The sequence below is a fragment of the Paenibacillus sp. PAMC 26794 genome (assembly GCF_000316035.1).
Classification (GTDB): domain Bacteria; phylum Bacillota; class Bacilli; order Paenibacillales; family Paenibacillaceae; genus Paenibacillus.
Window position 1 is genome coordinate 14929 of record NZ_ANHX01000077.1, and the last position, 16803, is coordinate 31731.

17 protein-coding genes are annotated in these 16803 nt (G+C 45.9%); 10 read left to right on the plus strand and 7 right to left on the minus strand.

The genetic code is table 11. The features are described from left to right. Window positions 1-37: 37 nt before the first annotated feature. The gene (locus D829_RS0124620; protein ID WP_017691575.1) at window positions 38-1189 is read right to left on the minus strand and encodes a VanZ family protein; all 1152 of its coding nucleotides are present in this window, start codon (window positions 1187-1189) and stop codon (window positions 38-40) included. 235 nt (window positions 1190-1424) lie between these two features. Between D829_RS0124620 and D829_RS0124625 the strand changes: the two genes are divergently transcribed. The 3 genes from D829_RS0124625 to D829_RS0124635 all read left to right on the plus strand — a co-directional run bounded on the left by D829_RS0124625 (window position 1425) and on the right by D829_RS0124635 (window position 3931). Then, window positions 1425-1766 (plus strand): zinc ribbon domain-containing protein YjdM, encoded by a 342-nt coding sequence (locus tag D829_RS0124625; RefSeq protein WP_017691576.1) that lies wholly within the window; start codon window positions 1425-1427, stop codon window positions 1764-1766. A gap of 149 nt (window positions 1767-1915) precedes the next feature. Further along, window positions 1916-2728 (plus strand): class I SAM-dependent methyltransferase, encoded by an 813-nt coding sequence (locus tag D829_RS0124630; RefSeq protein WP_017691577.1) that lies wholly within the window; start codon window positions 1916-1918, stop codon window positions 2726-2728. A 141-nt stretch (window positions 2729-2869) separates the two neighbouring features. Further along, window positions 2870-3931: an LLM class flavin-dependent oxidoreductase gene (locus tag D829_RS0124635; RefSeq protein WP_017691578.1), complete on the plus strand. Its 1062-nt coding sequence runs from the start codon at window positions 2870-2872 to the stop codon at window positions 3929-3931. Between the two features lie 132 nt (window positions 3932-4063). Here D829_RS0124635 and D829_RS0124640 read toward each other — a convergent pair whose 3' ends face one another. Beyond that, complete coding sequence (locus D829_RS0124640) at window positions 4064-4723, minus strand: TetR/AcrR family transcriptional regulator (protein ID WP_017691579.1); 660 nt, start codon at window positions 4721-4723, stop codon at window positions 4064-4066. Between the two features lie 249 nt (window positions 4724-4972). Between D829_RS0124640 and D829_RS0124645 the strand changes: the two genes are divergently transcribed. Next, complete coding sequence (locus D829_RS0124645; RefSeq protein ID WP_017691580.1) at window positions 4973-5788, plus strand: SDR family oxidoreductase; 816 nt, start codon at window positions 4973-4975, stop codon at window positions 5786-5788. A 136-nt stretch (window positions 5789-5924) separates the two neighbouring features. On the opposite strand, the gene D829_RS0124650 is transcribed toward D829_RS0124645, so the two are convergent. Together D829_RS0124650 and D829_RS0124655 are read right to left on the minus strand one after the other, a co-directional pair. Further along, window positions 5925-7256, minus strand: a complete 1332-nt coding sequence (locus tag D829_RS0124650; RefSeq protein ID WP_241230816.1) for a VWA domain-containing protein — start codon at window positions 7254-7256, stop codon at window positions 5925-5927. Window positions 7257-7366: 110 nt separating this feature from the next. Then, on the minus strand, window positions 7367-7831 hold the full coding sequence (locus D829_RS0124655; RefSeq protein ID WP_017691582.1) for a DUF4385 domain-containing protein: 465 nt from the start codon (window positions 7829-7831) through the stop codon (window positions 7367-7369). Window positions 7832-7906: 75 nt separating this feature from the next. On the opposite strand from D829_RS0124655, the gene D829_RS33535 reads away from it, so the two are divergent. The 4 genes from D829_RS33535 to D829_RS32660 all read left to right on the plus strand — a co-directional run bounded on the left by D829_RS33535 (window position 7907) and on the right by D829_RS32660 (window position 11744). Further along, window positions 7907-8053, plus strand: coding sequence for a DUF1877 family protein (locus tag D829_RS33535; protein ID WP_277422765.1), 147 nt, complete (start codon window positions 7907-7909; stop codon window positions 8051-8053). A 135-nt stretch (window positions 8054-8188) separates the two neighbouring features. Then, window positions 8189-8317: a hypothetical protein gene (locus D829_RS34320; protein ID WP_017691584.1), complete on the plus strand. Its 129-nt coding sequence runs from the start codon at window positions 8189-8191 to the stop codon at window positions 8315-8317. A gap of 207 nt (window positions 8318-8524) precedes the next feature. Further along, window positions 8525-10033 (plus strand): copper amine oxidase N-terminal domain-containing protein, encoded by a 1509-nt coding sequence (locus D829_RS0124670; protein ID WP_017691585.1) that lies wholly within the window; start codon window positions 8525-8527, stop codon window positions 10031-10033. Window positions 10034-10277: 244 nt separating this feature from the next. Further along, window positions 10278-11744: a GNAT family N-acetyltransferase gene (locus tag D829_RS32660; protein ID WP_017691586.1), complete on the plus strand. Its 1467-nt coding sequence runs from the start codon at window positions 10278-10280 to the stop codon at window positions 11742-11744. 210 nt (window positions 11745-11954) lie between these two features. Here D829_RS32660 and D829_RS0124680 read toward each other — a convergent pair whose 3' ends face one another. Genes D829_RS0124680 through D829_RS0124690 form a run of 3 tightly spaced genes read right to left on the minus strand, consistent with a single transcriptional unit; the run spans window position 11955 to window position 14794 of the window. Further along, window positions 11955-12413, minus strand: coding sequence for a GNAT family N-acetyltransferase (locus D829_RS0124680; RefSeq protein WP_017691587.1), 459 nt, complete (start codon window positions 12411-12413; stop codon window positions 11955-11957). Further along, window positions 12410-13330 carry a D-alanine--D-alanine ligase gene (locus tag D829_RS0124685; RefSeq protein ID WP_017691588.1) on the minus strand — a complete coding sequence of 307 codons (921 nt, stop codon included), beginning with the start codon at window positions 13328-13330 and terminating at the stop codon, window positions 12410-12412. The genes D829_RS0124680 and D829_RS0124685 overlap by 4 nt, the downstream gene beginning before the upstream one ends. A 12-nt stretch (window positions 13331-13342) precedes the next feature. After that, window positions 13343-14794 carry a PLP-dependent aminotransferase family protein gene (locus D829_RS0124690; protein ID WP_017691589.1) on the minus strand — a complete coding sequence of 484 codons (1452 nt, stop codon included), beginning with the start codon at window positions 14792-14794 and terminating at the stop codon, window positions 13343-13345. 674 nt (window positions 14795-15468) lie between these two features. Here D829_RS0124690 and D829_RS0124695 point away from each other — a divergent pair. Together D829_RS0124695 and D829_RS0124700 are read left to right on the plus strand one after the other, a co-directional pair. After that, window positions 15469-15825, plus strand: a complete 357-nt coding sequence (locus tag D829_RS0124695) for a nucleotide excision repair endonuclease (protein ID WP_017691590.1) — start codon at window positions 15469-15471, stop codon at window positions 15823-15825. Window positions 15826-16032: 207 nt separating this feature from the next. After that, window positions 16033-16779: a Bax inhibitor-1/YccA family protein gene (locus D829_RS0124700; protein ID WP_026081394.1), complete on the plus strand. Its 747-nt coding sequence runs from the start codon at window positions 16033-16035 to the stop codon at window positions 16777-16779. Window positions 16780-16803: the final 24 nt, after the last annotated feature.

Below are 16803 nucleotides of genomic sequence, written 5' to 3' on the forward strand. Positions count from 1 at the left end.
AATTAGAGGTACATTATGCCTTGTTATACTCCAAACATTATTTACGAGAGGCACGTGTGCGGGACACCTCATCGAAGTAGAAGGAACGTTTTCCACGGGAGAAGAGCACGATCAAGACATGAACAAAGAGCACGGCGTAGACTAACATATAGATACCGAATGTCCCCAAGGAGATCCACATTTGATAAGGTTGAAGCATAACATCCTGATGACCTGAAAAAGCATAATCGTTGACCAAGCGAATGATCGTAACGAGCAGCCATGGAACATAGAGTGCGGCAAATCTTTTGAATAACGATTCACTGGTCGGTGTGCCGGTCTGACGATTCACATAGCGGAATCGCAAGATGGCCGAGCCTGGAGTTACCCCATTTCGCACCCAAGGTATGAAGAACAGCACAATGACCATAGCAATGGATGTACTTAGCACATCACTGATCACATCAGACGCTGTAAAGATAGAGATTAGATTCGAAAGGAAGACAACAACGACTCCATCGATAATTAACGCGAGCAATTGAGGCATAGTATACACTCGGTTTTGCTCCACGATCTGTTCACTCTTCGCCTGAATGCTTGCACGTGATGGGAATAAAGCAAGCAGGATGGGCGCTGTGAAAAATCCAATGACCGCTCCCGAAGTATTCAACAACAGGTCATCCACATCGAAGAGACGGTAAGGACAATTATAATACCCGTAGAATCCGGTGATCTGGGTAATCTCGAAGAATAAGGAAAGCCCGAATCCGCCTAGCAGGGCGTACTTCCAGAAGGCTCTTCTTTGAAAAAAATAACGGATATATACACCCAGCGGCATAAGGAGCAGGACGTTAAATAGAACTTGTAAGAAGGCTCTGCCCTGAATCATTCCGATATAGCTGGATGGCTGGGTCCATACAATGGGTGTTTCTTTCATGATGTCTTTGACAAAAGTGAATGGAACCAGATTGTAGTAGATCGTGTCAGCGGCTTGCTGCGCACAGGTATCTCGCGTAGTCGGAAACGGGAGAATAACGAGGCAATAGGCGGCCAGAATATAAAAGATAAACGAAAAGCTGATGCCAAACCGTGACCAGCTGAAGAAACCGTCTTTACGATAACCATAGATCAACCACGGCACCAGCAAGAACATGGCTGCAAATACAAAGATCAAAAAAGCCGTTTGCACAGGGAAAACATATGAGGACATGAGCAGGAACTCCTTTGGTATTAAATATAATAACATTCATATAGACATTAAAATTCATGTATGTGTAGTGCGTATCTAATAGTTACATCATAAGTAGTTACCCTTAAAGTGAGGGAGGCATGAACCTTAAATTTGGTTTAAATCCATCCATGCAGTGACCAAGCGTATGGAATATACCGTCGAAATCCCGTATACTTGCGGGAATGCCAATCGTAGAATGGAGAGTTTAATACATATGTCTAATTTGCCTAACTGCCCCAAATGTAATTCAGAGTACACGTACGAAGATGGTAACCTGTTGGTTTGCCCGGAGTGTGCGCATGAATGGTCTTTGGAAGCAGACAATGATAACGCAGAGGATGCAAAAGTAATCCGCGATGCCAACGGAAATGTGCTAAGTGATGGCGATACGGTTACCGTCATTAAAGATCTAAAGGTAAAAGGTAGCTCGCTTGTGGTCAAACAGGGCACGAAGGTGAAGAATATCCGCCTGATTGATGGGGATCATGATATTGATTGCAAGATCGACAGCTTGGGTGCGATGAAGCTGAAGTCGGAGTTTGTGAAAAAGATATAAGATTGAGAAACGTTCAGTTCCGCATTCAATGGGAATTGAACGTTTTTTTGTTTGACAGGAAATATTTAGTAGATATATACTGGTTGGAATTTAATTTTTTTGAACATGGATGAGTAGTCTACATATAAGAAAAGGCAGGTGTCAGAGCGTTGAAGAGAGATCATATTATTGAATATTATTCCGGGTTTGATGAGTGGGGCAGACTGGAGCGGGAACCAATTGAATTCATCATTAACATGCATTACATCAGGGAACATCTCCCCGCTACTGGTTGTATTCTGGATAATGGCGCAGGACCAGGAAAGTATGTCATGGAGCTTGCGAAGCTGGGGTACAAGGTCACTTTATCGGATCTGACACCTTCCTCCGTGGATACTGCACGGCAAAAGGCTCAGGAGTTTGGTTTGACACAGCAATTCGATGGATTCCATGTTCTCGATGCGACTTCGCTCTCCGGTATGGCTGACGAGACGTACGATGCGTCCCTCATGCTGGGGCCGTTATACCATCTGCAGACAGACGAAGAGCGCACGGCTGCTGTACGGGAGCTGTACCGTGTGACTAAGCGAGGGGGCGTGGTGTTTGTAGCCATGCAAAGCCGAATGCGCATGAGTATCAATTCGCTGCAATCCCCGCAGCATTGGAAGCCGAATGATAACATGGCAGCCATCCGTTCTTTTGTGGAAAAGGGTATATTCGATCATCAGGATCAAGGACGATTTACGGGAGCATACTATTTTAATATTCAGGACGTTACACCCTTCATGGAGCAACATGGATTTGAAACCGTTGATTTAATTGGTTCATCCAGCCTTAGAGCGATGCTTACGGACGAGCAACAGCAATACTGGAAAGAGCGTGGCGAGTATGATGAACTCATGCAATATATGATTGAAGCCGCCAAAGACCCTTCCATATTGGGAATCTCGTCTCATCTGCTGTACATCGGGAGGAAGAAATAAACATAAATGTGCCCTCTGGAAACAGAGGGTACTTGTGTTTTTCATCAAAATAGTTCAATATTAAGATATATAACAAAAGGTGATCTACTTACAATAGGTTAGATAAACAACGGATCGCTTCATACCAGGGAGGAACAGACAATGGAAATCGGAATTAGTACATTTGTGGAGACAAACCCGGATGTAAAAACAGGAGAACTTATCAGTCATGCGCAGCGCATACGCGATGTTGTTGAAGAGATTGTTTTGGCAGATCAGGTGGGTCTGGATGTATACGGCGTGGGGGAACATCATCGTGCTGACTACGCTGCTTCATCACCAGCTGTCATTCTGGCGGCCGCAGCTTCACAAACCAAGAATATTCGCTTGACGAGTGCGGTAACCGTGCTGTCATCGCATGATCCGGTACGGGTCTATCAAGATTTTGCGACACTGGACGGCATTTCGAATGGGCGTGCAGAGATTATGGCAGGGCGGGGATCATTTATCGAATCGTTCCCACTGTTCGGCTATGATCTGAACGACTACGATGAGTTATTTGACGAGAAACTGGATTTGTTGCTCAAGCTGCGTGATTCGGAAAAAGTAACTTGGGAAGGCAAACACCGCCCTTCCTTTAACAATCTGGGCATCTACCCGCGCCCTGTACAGGAAAAACTTCCGGTATGGATTGGCAGTGGTGGTAATCAGGAATCGGTAGTTCGTGCAGGACTGCTCGGTTTGCCACTGGTGCTTGCCATTATCGGTGGTCGTCCGGTGCAATTCGCACCACTGGTGGAACTGTACAAGAAAGCAGCTGCACATGCAGGACATGATGCTTCCAAGCTGACCGTTGCTTCTCACTCTCACGGCTTCATTGCCGATACAACAGACGAAGCCGTGGAGAAATTCTTCCCGCCAGCGCAAGCGGTCATGAACATACTGGGCCGTGAACGTGGCTGGGGACACTACAGCCGAGCGACATTTGATGCGGCGCGCAGCCTGGAAGGTGCATTGTATGTAGGTGATGTGGATACCGTAGCTCAGAAAATTATTTACCTACGCAAAGAAGTTGGGATTACACGCTTCATGTTGCACACCCCCCTCGGTACAATGCCGCACAACGAGGTTATGAGAGCGATCGAACTGCTTGGTAAAGAAGTCGCTCCAATCGTGCGTAAAGAAATTGCACGTTGGGAAGCTGAGAACGAAGAGGCACGTTAATCGACTGAAACCGTTACGGAACTAGATAAAGTCAACCCAATAAAGGAGCATGCCCTAGGCGTATTATGCCAATGGGGCTGCTCCTTTTTCGTTTATCTTCTAAAAGTATCTAAAACACCACAGATGTAATGCTTATCCATTCGCAGATGTACTCACAAGGGAGTGTATAACCATCGACAACGTATGATCATAAAGGGTTTTGGCAGCTTCTTCGCTCTCAATATGGCCTCCCAAATACAGATGAATAACACCGTGTAAGGGAGCCCAGATCATCCGAACCGCAAGCAGGGGATCTTGCACCTGAAGCATTCCCTGTTCAATCGCTACCTCAACCAAGGCAGACACTTGTTTCAGTGCAGTTGCTGTTCCCTGTAAGGTCTCTCCATCTGGTTTGAATTCGGAAAAAGACCCTCCAAACATCAGCTGATAGAAGCTGGATTGAGAAATGCCGAAGTCCCAGTAGACGTGGGCTAGATCACGGAAATATTGTTCGAACGATGCCTGTCGGGGCATAGCTTCAAAACGCTGGGCCATAAGGGAACATCCCTCTAAATACAGATGTTTGGCTAACCCTTCTTTTTTGCCAAAGAGATTATATATGATTTTGGTGGAGCACTCCATACGTTCAGCTACACGGCGTACCGTGACGGCTTCTGGTCCATGCTCTTGCAGTAAAGCAGCAGCAGCATGCACAATATTTTGCCGCAGATTATCCGAGTGCTGCAGTCTGGCTTCCTGAAAGGTTGTTACCGTATGTGCAGATTCCGTGGAACCCGAATTAAGATCCTTCATTGATTTCATCCTCGTAACCGTATTGTTGTTGAACAGAAACTATGTTTCCTTTTCTTATGGTCATTCTACTGTTTTACGCCGGATAACGTCAATTTAATCCGAATTTAGTAAGTAAGCACCCCGTTCTAGATTCAAATTTAACAAATGCATTTGACAGCTTCATGGATTCTGGTTACGATGATTCTATACAGAAACAGTGTTTCCTTATGAAAACAAGCGTTCAAATTATGCATAGAGGATGGATGAGAGATGATAAAGGAACAGCATCAATGGGTACTTATTACAGGTGCTTCTTCAGGTATTGGGGAAATTTTTGCACTCGAAATGGCTTCCAAGGGTAAAAATATCGTGCTGGTGGCCAGAACAGAGTCCAAACTGAATCAATTGGCAGAACGAATAGAACGCACATATCAAGTAAGGGCTGAGGTGATCGTATCGGATCTTTCCGAAGTAGAGGCACCTCAGAACGTATATGAAGAATGCAAGAATCGGGGAATACACATCGATATGCTGATCAACAATGCGGGATTCGCTACCCATGGATGTTTTGAACAGGTGGATGGTTCCCGGCAGCAGGAAGAGATTATGTTGAACGTGCTCGCCTTGACGAACATGACGCATCTTTTCTTGCCAGGCATGTTACAGAAGCGAAATGGTGCTGTCATTAATGTGTCTTCGACGGCTGCCTTTCAACCTGATCCGTATATGGCTGTGTATGGCGCAACGAAGGCATTTGTACTTTCTTTTACAGAGGCATTGTACGAAGAAAACAGAAAGCGGGGCGTTCAGTTTTTGGCACTATGCCCAGGCTCAACCGAGACTTCGTTCTTTGATGTGGTGGGCGCTGATGAAGCCTCCGTGGGCAAACGTGATACACCTGAGCATGTCGTGGCCGTAGCCATGAGGGCACTGGAGTCAGGCAAACCTTATGCTGTGCCGGGGGCCGGTAATTACTGGACAGCGCAGTTCACCCGCCTCGTGCCACGCAAGTTGATGTTGCGAATTGTAGGAAGTATGCTCCGTCCACGTTCCAAGGGTGGTAAAGCAGTAAAGGCGAAAGCCTGAGTAATGATGTGGGGTGAATAATTCCTAAAGTGGTAGTAAAAAGAAAAACGCTGCCAGCGAGGTATTCACTGGCAACGTCTTTTAATGAATTGAGAGTTGGTTCAATTTGATATCATGGATTATGTAATCGGAAGTTTTAGGTCAGAATACCTTTGGCTCGTGCTTCTTTAATCCAGCCTGGAAATTCATTCAGAAGCCGATCATATAGCTCTTCATCACTAATCTTGGAGAAATCGTCCAAGGCAAAAAAGTCGGCGTTATCTATGAAGCGTCCAGGCATGTCATCCAACTTCTCTAACACTCCATAATAGGACCGTCCCAGGCCAACAAACTGCCAGAACAGGTTTTTGTGAGAGCTTTCGGTAATAAGCTGTGTAATTTTGCGTTCTTTATCCACACCTCCATCGCTAAAAAAGATAATGTAAGTTGGGATATTTTCATTGGGCTCCTCCTCCGTATACTTACGAATAACATCTTCCATTACCTTGGGTTCATTGTTTCCGAAGCCCCTACGTCCAAGAACATACGTGCGAACAATGTAATCCTTGTAATCCTTGGCTGTTACACTTGGCGCACGCATAAAATCATCGGCAAAGAACCAGACATCCAACTCGCCATTGTCGTCAAACGCTGCCGCAACGGCCAATATACGTTCAAAGGCTTCTTGCACTATGCCTTTGCGGTATAAATCGAACATTGAGCCTGATGCATCAAATACAACGGCTACACGTGCCTGTAAAGGATCAACTTTTTTCTTTTCTAGAGATAATGTGACTTTACGTTTAAGCAGATCTATTTTGGTCAATTTCAGTGGTTTAGGTTTTTTCTTTTTTGCAGGACTAGGGCGTTTCACCGGCTCGGCTGTTGGTACTTTGGACTCTGTAGACGCGGCAATTTCAGACTTGGCTTCGCTCGGACTCTCAATTTCAACTCCAAACGACTCAGCAAGGGGTTGCAGCCCTCCAAAGAAACCGCGTCCGATGGCGCGAACCTTGAATCCGTCACGATGCTTATAAATTTCAATAAAAATGAGTGCTGTTTCAGAAGTAGCTTGCGTAATCTCGTATGTAATTTGTTGTGAACCTGCTCTTACAATTGCTTGGCATTTCTGAACATCTGCAAAAGTACCTCTTGAGTCAAGCGTAGCGGTAAAAACGCATTTTTCTACAGGAGCCTGTCGTAATTTGCTGGTATTCAGCACGAAGGATGACTTGAGGTCCTCGGCATGTTGGAGAAGAACGCTGTGGTGGGGATCAACATTCTGATTATAAAATACAAAATAATCGTCAGAGGGAACTTGTCCCCTTTCGTTGACCATAAAACAGCTTGCATCCAGAGCAGAAGGTGCTGAAGTACTTTGAATCGTTACGTGAATCTGGCCCGATTCATTGATAGTGGTATTTTGGCCGGTGCTCAAATGAATGATGGGATCTGTCATATTTCGATTGCCTCTTTTCTTCAATTTCATTAAATAGGTATTACAAAGTAATAAGTTAGATTCTGATACAAATGTTTCCACAAGTCAACGAGTAGATGACAGATCCAATCGGTGAGTAATATTACGGTTCCCCCGTTTTCCTACGCCTCATCAGACTCGTACTTTTCCCGATGCTCCTTCTTCATCTTCACATAGTCTGGATCCGTCTTCGCAATCTCCCATTGTGCTTTGAATATAGCCGCGGCTTCTGCCTTCACCTTATCATTCTGATAGGGCAGGATTGTGCCATCCTCCTTCGAGTATTTGCGTCCTCCTTTGTGATTCGTATACCGTCTGGCCCGTGTATAGCCCATCTGGAGAAATTTACGAGCCATATCCATACCCACGAAATCTCCCTTTTTCTTATACTCCAAAAATAGTTCATAGATCCTCTCCGATGACTCTGTCGCAATCTCGGGTGTTTTGAAGCGCCAGTGTGGCAGAATCTCACCTTTGTACGGCTCTACCATCAGCACACCCTGCTCTCCCCGGCCTACGGTGTACAGCTCAGGATGTTTGCGCAGATCCAATTCATCATAATTGAGACTGTAATCAAATTTTTTCATTTATACTCCCTCCTTGATAGGGATTACCCGGATTCTGATCCAACATGCACGGTTAATGGGGAACAAGAGAAGTAAATACATAGGAAGGGTGTCTATCCTGTCATGGAAGATTGGGATGCGGAAGAGACATTTCAGGAGATCGTTCAGACCGTGGATGATATCCAGACCTTGTTTCAGGCCACGGCTGCAAGTGGGAACGGGATCATCTTTTATGTTTTCTAAATGAGCACTAAAGTTAGGATGGAAAATGTCATGCCGACACTGAGGCAGGTTTGAACTATGCCTATTCGGGTTATTGATAGACACAAGGCTCAGGCCTTGATACATGACAATCCGGTAGAAGAGAGGGAATGCGATATGACACAGGATCAGAACGAAGAGAACAAAGCGATTCAAGAGGACGAGCCGGATCAATTCGAGACTCCCGCAACTGCGGAAGATGAAGAAACGGATGAGAAACTCGCAGAAGATCAGGAGCAAGAATAACTCCCAGCATTGCACAATGAAGCAGGATGTTTTATCGAAACATACGATATGCTGAAATATAGATAGACCAGAGGTCGGACATGCTCCGGCCTTTTGGTTTATTTTTTGCGTATCCGTTTACAAGAATTACCTATACCTTCATAATAGAAATGAACCATATTTTTCTAAGGAGGAGTTCATATTACGAATCGGAAGTTAGTCCAATGGATGGCAGTGCCACTAGTACTTTTAATGGTTGTTCTTACAGGATGTCAGGCTGTGGGTGGAGTAGACGTTGGCAAAGCAATGGCCAATGGCGCGAGTATCAAGTCCGGTGAATCCAGACAATCCATGAATATAAACATAGAACCGGCTAAGGAATTTGCTACAGAAAAAGACCTTGAAATGATCGAACTTATTGACTCCATATCCCTGGATATTGATCAAGCCAAAATGAAAGATGCGAAGACAGCATCGATCAAAGGTACACTGAGCATGGAGGGAACGAAGTTACCTTTCCACGTGTCCATGAATGAGTCCCAATTGGTCATTGATCTGGACGGAGCCCAGAAACCGCTGTACATGTCTCTGGATACGTTCCAGGATGCACAAGCGCTTCCGATGGTAGATACGAAGGCTCTGGAGAAACAACTCGAGGAAATTTCCCCGAAACTGTTCTCTTTTGTCCTGAAGCATCTGTCCAATCCGAAGAACATCTCCGTAACACCGGTACAGGAATCCGTGAATGGCGAAGCACTTAGCCTCTCCAAGCTGCATCTGGAAGTTAGTGGTGAAGAGATGCTTGCCATGGTTAAACCGTTCCTGACGAGTATTTCGAAGGATGAGCAAGGACTGAAAGACCTGATTGGAGATCTGTACGATGTGTTCTACCCTGTACTGGAAGCTGTGAATGAGGTAGAAGGTGGGGGAGACGACACGCTGAATTCGATCGTTCCTGAATCGAAAGATGAAGCCGTTGCGTCTCTGTATGCCATCATCAAAGTAGGACTGGACAGTATGCTGGTCAATTATGATCAGGAGCTGAACAACCTGTTGAATGAGACTCCTGAATTCAAAACGGTATTTGGCACAGAAACCAAACTGAAATTGGACTTTTATCTCGACAGCAAGCTGGATATTCGCAAGCAAAACTTTGAACTGAAAGTAGCGCTGCCTGCTTCTGAGGATCTGCCGGTGAACTCTGTAACGGTAAGTGGAGATAGTGAACAGTGGAATATCGGTGGAACGGTTGCAGTTGATGAAGTGGATGTATCGGGTGGCGTTATGGATCTGATGAAGGATGATATTACGCCTGGACAGATGCTGCGCAATTTTGATTCCAATTCACTAGCATATCAATTGCTGAAAGATGAAGCTGGGATCACGAGTAAAAGTGTAGTGCTCTTCCCGGATGATGAATACGCTGGGGCGATCACTGTGAAGAATACAACATTTGTTCCGCTTCGCTACGTGTCTGAAGAATTGGATGCTGAAGTGAAATGGACCAAAGGCTCGAACCAAATCGTTGTCATTGACGACATCACTGGTGATGAGATTGTCCTGACCGTAGGTTCCAAGAAGGCAACCGTTGCTGGTAAAGAAGTAACTATGGTGGAATCCGCCTATGTAGGCAAGGACGGCAAGACGTATGTGCCGCTGCGCTTTATGGCTGAATCCCTTGGAGCTACTGTAGATAAGGAACAAGAAACAGGCTGGATTTACATTGATCGTCCTTAAGTGAGACGTTGTAAGTAAGCCTTAGTATGAGAGGGGATTTCAGAGTATGCCAGATTTCTCGTAATGATCGTGAAAAGAACACCGCAAAAATTCCGTTAGACCATGAACGGGATACGTGTGTCCTTTTGACCCATTACGAGGAGCTTCGGCGTTTCTGAAATGATGAAACGGATCGGGGAGTGCCTCTATTGGAGGTGCTCCTCTTTGTCGTTTCATCCTAAATAAATCCCCAGAGGTGTTGTATATGAAAAGTCAATTATTCATCCATTCAAACTCCGTTACGTTGCGTCCATTTAAGCTTGAAGATCAGGCTGCCGTGTATGCATTAACCCAACAACCTGAAATTACAGATGTCCTGCCAGATTGGAAGATGACCGAGGAGCAGTTGCGCGAATTTTTACAATTTGTCGTTGGCAGTTATGAACAGTTCAACCCGGAAGATATACGTATCCTGCTTGCCGTTGTACACAATAAAGATCAGCGTATCATTGGTTGGTGTGGCGTATTTCCAAATGACCTGCTGGATCGTGCTGACCGTGAAGTGGCCTACGCTATCTCCCGGGATTACCGGAATAAAGGATACATTACAGAGGCAGCTCGAGCCCTAACAGCATATTTATTTGAGCATACCTTGCTGGATCGAATTGTGGGCATTGTGAAGCCCTTCAATCAGCCGTCACGCAAAGTTCTGGAGCATGCGGGTTTTCGTTATATCTCTCGCAGAATGCTTATGGACAAGGAGTGCTACGATTATTTTGAACTGCTCAAAGTAAAGTCCGAACCAGTGCAACCCAAGCAGATACATTCTGAAATACGCTTACGACGAGCACAGCAGGAAGATGCTGTTGTACTTACAGAGATTTGCACTCGTGCTTTTGATCATGTCATAAAAGTCTGGGCGGATAATGAGAAGGATATCGATAACAATCTATGCCCGCCTGATTATTCGTCAGTTCGCATGCATCGTTACGTGATCCGTGAATGGGATTATTATGTTGTAGAATCAGATGGATGCGCTATTGGCGGAGTGAGTGTTAACGTGCTTGGACGAAAACATGCCAGGATCGATAAGATCTATATTGATCCCGTATGCCAGGGCCGTGGCGTGGGAACTCAAGTCATGAGGCTTATTGAGGCTGAATTTCCGCAGATTGAAACCTGGAAGCTGGAGACCTCAGGTCGGCAGCTGGATAATCATCATTTTTACGAAAAAATGGGATATGTTCGTATCTATGCATCTGAGGATGAGTTTGGATATGAGAAAAACATGTCAATTGATCCTTTTGATCCAACATGTGATGAGACATTATCCAAGCACTCGGGTGAGTCAAAGGTGGTTGAATATGTTCAAGCTAATCTGGACTCGGTTCGTTACAGCACCAGTAATCTGACCAATAGTCGGATTACTGACTGCAACCTGAGTGGAAGCAAATTTACCAATCTAAATATGACCAATATATTGCTGGCTGATTTACGCCTAACCGATAGCAAGATTGAATTCTGTGCTTTGGATGGCGTTCAATTCCAGGACACACATCTTGGATATGACCGTGTACCCATGCATTGGGCGCATTGTGATCTTGGGGGAAGTCGTTTTATCGATTGTGATCTATCTGGGGTTCAGTTGGAACAGTGTCAAGTGACCGGGATGAAGATTAATGGAGTAGAAGTAGAGAAATTACTTGCAGCCTATGAGGCTATGAAGTCCTGAAAGGCGCCTCGTTGCCTTCTTACTGTCCGGCGAAGCACCATTTATTAATGGAGCTATTATTCCAATCGATGGTGCACAGTCAGCCAAATATTGATCCCATAATCAAAGCATATATCGAAGCGACATAGATATAACAAAGAACGCCCTTTTCCGGCCATTGTGCGGGGGGCGTTCTTTTTCATATCCTCCAGATAACGTATCATCCTCAGATTAAGTGTGCTGTAGAATCTGCGGCTTTTTGCTAAACCCGGTACTCCCGGCTGTAAAGCCCATCTGACGATAGAATTCATGTGCAGCTTCACGTTCTGGGCGATTGCCACTGTTCAGAGACAAGGAATCCACGTTATGCGTGGCTGCCCATTGCTCAGCTTCAAGAATGAGCTGACGGCCGATGCCTGAGCCCCTGAACTGGTCGTGTACAACCAATGCCAAGATGCGGCAGTGTCTTCCGTTCTTTTCATATAGATAAGACGTCTGTAATCCGATCAGTCCAACTACGCGTCCGCGTGCTTCAGCAACCAATGTGGTAAAGTTTGCGTCGGCAGAGATGTGGGTGTAGCGCTCTTCCATCTCGGCGTACGTGGTGGGATAACCAAGTTGGTCCATCAGAATGACCATATCTTGCAGATCGGTAGGGGAGCTATGTCTAATCGTTACATCGAGGCTCATAATGTTGTATCCTCCTTGGGTCTTTCCTTCAACGAAAGTTCAATAATGGTATCCAGCAGCTCTGCAAAAGAAATGCCTGCAGCGGCTGCACTTTTGGGCAGCAGACTGTTACGGGTAAGACCCGGCAGCGTGTTCACTTCAAGCACATACGGCATGCCTTCCCGAATCATCATATCCACGCGAGCGTAGACGCTACATTTGAGCACCTGATAACAGGCCAAGGCCGCGGCTTCGACGCGATGGTGAAGGTCCACAGGCAATTGCACAACCTGCTCATCGGCTCCGTGGTCATCGTATTTGGAAGAATAATCGAAAAACTCGGCGTTCGAACGTATGGAGATCACCGGCAGCATCTTACCATCCAGAATGGCACAGGTAATCTCCTCACCTTCGATATACTGTTCAATCATGACCGTATCATCCCAGGCGAGGGCAGCCTCCACAGCAGCTGGCAGGGCGGAAGCTTCCTTCACCACTTGGGTTCCAATGCTGGAACCGCCTGAATTGGGTTTGACCACCACGGGGTACGTTAATTGTTGAACAGCAATAGAGGATAGTTCCTTCATATGGCTCACCCGCAGCCATTCTCCAGTAAGTACACCTGCATGTTGCATGAGCTGTTTGGACATGTCTTTATCCATGCATACACTGCTTGCCAGCACACCACAGCCTGTGTAGGGAATACCCAGAGATTCCAGTGTGCCTTGGACCGTACCGTCTTCGCCGTATTTGCCATGCAGGGCAAGCAGTGCCACATCGATCCCCGCTGACTTGTCGATTAGATCGCGCTTGGTATTCAGCTCAATGGGCACAACCTCGTAATTGTCTCTATTCAGATTCGCAATCATCTCCTGTCCGGTGAGCAGTGAAATATCCCGCTCTGAAGATGTACCGCCCATAATCACGCCAACTTTCATGTGAAATCCTCCTTATCTCATTTGAGCTGCTGTCTCGCCAATGATGCGAATGCCTTTACGTATATTGTCATCGCTGACTCTGGAGAAACCCAGACGCATCGTGTTTACACCCTGACCGGGTTCCAGATAAAAGGTATCCCCTGGTGTGAACGTTACACCTTTCACTTTACAGGCCGCCAGCAGTTCACGGGTTCTGTATTCGGACGGGAACTGCACGAACAGATGCAGACCACCCGCACCGGAAATCCTGCACATTGGCAGATGCTGCTTCAGGCAACGCACAACCAATTCATATTTTCGCTTATACTCCGTGCGGGCTCGCTTCAAATATTTCTCGAAATTACCGTTGCTCAGATATTGATACAATAACGATTGGTCCAGCGTGGAGGTATGGATGCTGCGTGCCCGTTTCATACTCTCCAGATAATCAATCAGCGCCGCATCCGCAATAATCCAACCTACCCGCAGACCTGGGAACAGGACTTTGGAGAAGCTGCCCAGATACACCAGTCCATTGCCTTTGCCCATACTGGCGATCAGGGGAGAGACATGCGAACCGGAATAGCGCAATTCTTCGTTGAATCCGTCCTCAATGATGGGTACCTGATACTTGTTCATCAACCGGATGATCTCTACCCGTTTCGCAGGGGACGTCACAATCCCAGTTGGATTGTGATAGGAGGGCACGAGATATGCCAGATCATATGGACTTGCCTCAAGTTCATGTTCCAGTTGCTTCAAGTCCAGGCCATCCGGCTCCATATTCACACCGGTCAGGTGGAACTGGTGCAGCTTCAGATTTTTGATCGCCGTGTGGTGCGTTGGATTCTCGCAGAGCGCTTTTCCGCTTTTTTTGCGCAACGCTCCAAGCACCAGATCGAAACCTTCCGTGAATCCGTTGGTGATCAGAATGTCCTTGCCACGGAGGTCGACACCTTTGTTCTCCATATAACGTAGTAAATAGTTCATCAGCGGTCTGTATCCTTGCGCATATCCGTAATTCAGCAGTACTTCGCCTTCAAGTGACATGCGATCCAGAAAAGCCCGTTTCACGTTGTGCAGATCGAACAGCTTTTCATCCGGTGCTATGCTGGTAAACGATATCTCGCCGCGCTCCGCTCCGGAGCCATGCTTCATCAGATCGTACTGCTCTGCCTGAATTGCATACTCGCTTACCTCTGTCGTCCAGTCCAGTTCCCAGTTCGCTGCTGCCTCAGGTGTTTCGATGGAGGCACTGACGTAATTGCCCTTGCCTTTGACTGCATAAATCAGACCTTCATCTTCAAGCTCGGCATAAGCGAGCAGGACCGTGCTGCGACTAACCTTCATGAGTGTACTGAGTTCACGGGTCGAGGGCAGCTTTTGTTTGGCTTGCAGGCCGCCTTTGAGCATTAATCGCTTCATATAATCTTTGACTTGTATATATACAGGGCGGTCCTCCGTCAGTTGCAGATCGGAATACATCCCATCACTCCCTCTACTGGTATCTTGCCATATTATAAACCCTGCAGAAAGAACCACGATACCTCTGTTTCCCTGAGAGTGTGGTTGGTTGTTCGCACAAACGCAAAAAAGCCCTGGCAGTATGCCGGGGCCTGGTGGTGAAACTTGATCCATTTTCTATAGTACTGCTGCTATAATTTCTACAGTTGCATTGCATGACTAGTCTCTCTAGGATCGATAGCTATCTGACCTTCTACGTGTGTCTATTAAAATTCAGTACGACTATAATTGCAGGCTTTCTCGGTGATACTTAAAATCTACAGTGAATCATGAATCTAGGTCTTTCTAAGTTTGCTTGCTGCAAGGGTCGATTAGATGATGAATCCACAATCTATAAGCTAGGGTTCTTGCTAACTGTACTCTTGTCGTGATCACATAACAGAATTCAGCATGAAAAAGAGTTTCAATCATAGGGTACAATAGACGAAGGTAGATATAAAGACGTATGTCTCAGTGCCCAATTTCTTCCTCATACCCCTATAGTACCACTTTGAATCAGGGAAGTTAACCTTTTTTTTGAAATATTTGTCGTAATAGCGAAAATTGCGTGAATTGTACTTCATATAGATTGAAATGGTGTCCCTTTATAATATGTGATAGGATGAAAACCTATAGATAATGAGGAAGTGAGCCTATTGATTAATATTACCGTGCCAACACCGGATGTAACCATCACAAAGCAGGTTGATCCACAGCTTAGCCACATTTATGGATTTACTGATTTTCACCTGATTACCCGGGAACTAGGCGGGATTTTCATGTTTTACAATGCCGCTGGAGAGTTGTTATTTGTCGGGAAAGCACGAAAATTAAGACCACGTATCAAAAAGCATTTTGAAGACACGGTATCACCAATGAAGAATCACCGCGAGGAAGTAACAAAGATCGAAGTATGCCTAGTTGAAGATCCGGTAGATCGTGAAATTTACGAGACCTATATCATCAACACAATGCGTGCGAAATACAATGTAGATAAAGTCTTGTACAAATAAGAAGCTTAAAAAACACATGAACATGCAATGTCTGGGACATATGTCCTAAGAGTTGCACCAGTGGGTAAGGATGTAATCGAAGGATTGCGTCCGATTCCTTCTGGTGCCATCCCGATCTTTTCGAGGGAGTAGCTTGTAGAATTGAAACGTAGTAAGTCCAAGCCTAGTATCACAGATATACCAAATACATATGAAGAGGTGATTGTGTTGATCGGTCGTAGCGGTAACCCTACACTTAAAGACAGCACGTTTGATAACAAAGGATATGGAGAAGATCGGTATCAGAATTACATGACGATCAACGGCACGGTGAACAAAGCATTTATTACGCTGGTGATCCTGCTGGGCAGTGCATTTGCAACATGGATGATGTTTTTTAACGGACAACAAGTGATGCCGCTCGCTTATGGCGGATTGATCGTTGGTTTCATTCTGGCACTTGTGATTTCGTTCAAACCCGTAGCGGCACCTTATCTGGTACCGGTCTATGCCGTGGCAGAAGGGCTATTCCTGGGCGCACTCTCAGCAACCTATGAGTCACTTTATAACGGAATTACCTTGCAGGCGGCCCTGTTGACCATGGCTGTATTCATCGCCCTGCTGATGGCATACAAAACCAGATTGATCAAAGCTACGGAGAATTTCAAGCTGGGTGTTGTGGCTGCAACCGGCGGTATCATGATTATGTATCTGCTGAGCTTTGTACTGAGTTTCTTCGGCATTTCGATTCCTTATCTGCATGATAACAGCTTGATCGGCATCGGTATTTCGGTCGTTATCGTCATTGTGGCTGCCCTCAATCTGGTCCTTGACTTTGACTTCATCGAGGGTGGTGCTGAACGTGGTGCGCCCAAGTATATGGAGTGGTACGGTGCATTTGGATTGATGGTTACACTGGTATGGCTGTACATTGAGATCATCCGATTGCTTGGCAAATTGCGGAGTCGGAATTAGTCCTATTCAATACGTCAGAGACGT

Bases quoted from the DNA above. Each gene is read 5' to 3' on its own strand.
- D829_RS0124620 (WP_017691575.1), bottom strand. From the start codon at position 1,189: ATGTCCTCATATGTTTTCCCTGTGCAAACGGCTTTTTTGATCTTTGTA.
- D829_RS0124625 (WP_017691576.1), top strand. From the start codon at position 1,425: ATGTCTAATTTGCCTAACTGCCCCAAATGTAATTCAGAGTACACGTAC.
- D829_RS0124635 (WP_017691578.1), top strand. From the start codon at position 2,870: ATGGAAATCGGAATTAGTACATTTGTGGAGACAAACCCGGATGTAAAA.
- D829_RS0124640 (WP_017691579.1), bottom strand. From the start codon at position 4,723: ATGAAGGATCTTAATTCGGGTTCCACGGAATCTGCACATACGGTAACA.
- D829_RS0124645 (WP_017691580.1), top strand. From the start codon at position 4,973: ATGATAAAGGAACAGCATCAATGGGTACTTATTACAGGTGCTTCTTCA.
- D829_RS0124650 (WP_241230816.1), bottom strand. From the start codon at position 7,256: ATGAAATTGAAGAAAAGAGGCAATCGAAATATGACAGATCCCATCATT.
- D829_RS0124655 (WP_017691582.1), bottom strand. From the start codon at position 7,831: ATGAAAAAATTTGATTACAGTCTCAATTATGATGAATTGGATCTGCGC.
- D829_RS34320 (WP_017691584.1), top strand. From the start codon at position 8,189: ATGACACAGGATCAGAACGAAGAGAACAAAGCGATTCAAGAGGACGAG.
- D829_RS0124670 (WP_017691585.1), top strand. From the start codon at position 8,525: ATGGCAGTGCCACTAGTACTTTTAATGGTTGTTCTTACAGGATGTCAG.
- D829_RS32660 (WP_017691586.1), top strand. From the start codon at position 10,278: ATGAAAAGTCAATTATTCATCCATTCAAACTCCGTTACGTTGCGTCCA.
- D829_RS0124680 (WP_017691587.1), bottom strand. From the start codon at position 12,413: ATGAGCCTCGATGTAACGATTAGACATAGCTCCCCTACCGATCTGCAA.
- D829_RS0124685 (WP_017691588.1), bottom strand. From the start codon at position 13,330: ATGAAAGTTGGCGTGATTATGGGCGGTACATCTTCAGAGCGGGATATT.
- D829_RS0124690 (WP_017691589.1), bottom strand. From the start codon at position 14,794: ATGTATTCCGATCTGCAACTGACGGAGGACCGCCCTGTATATATACAA.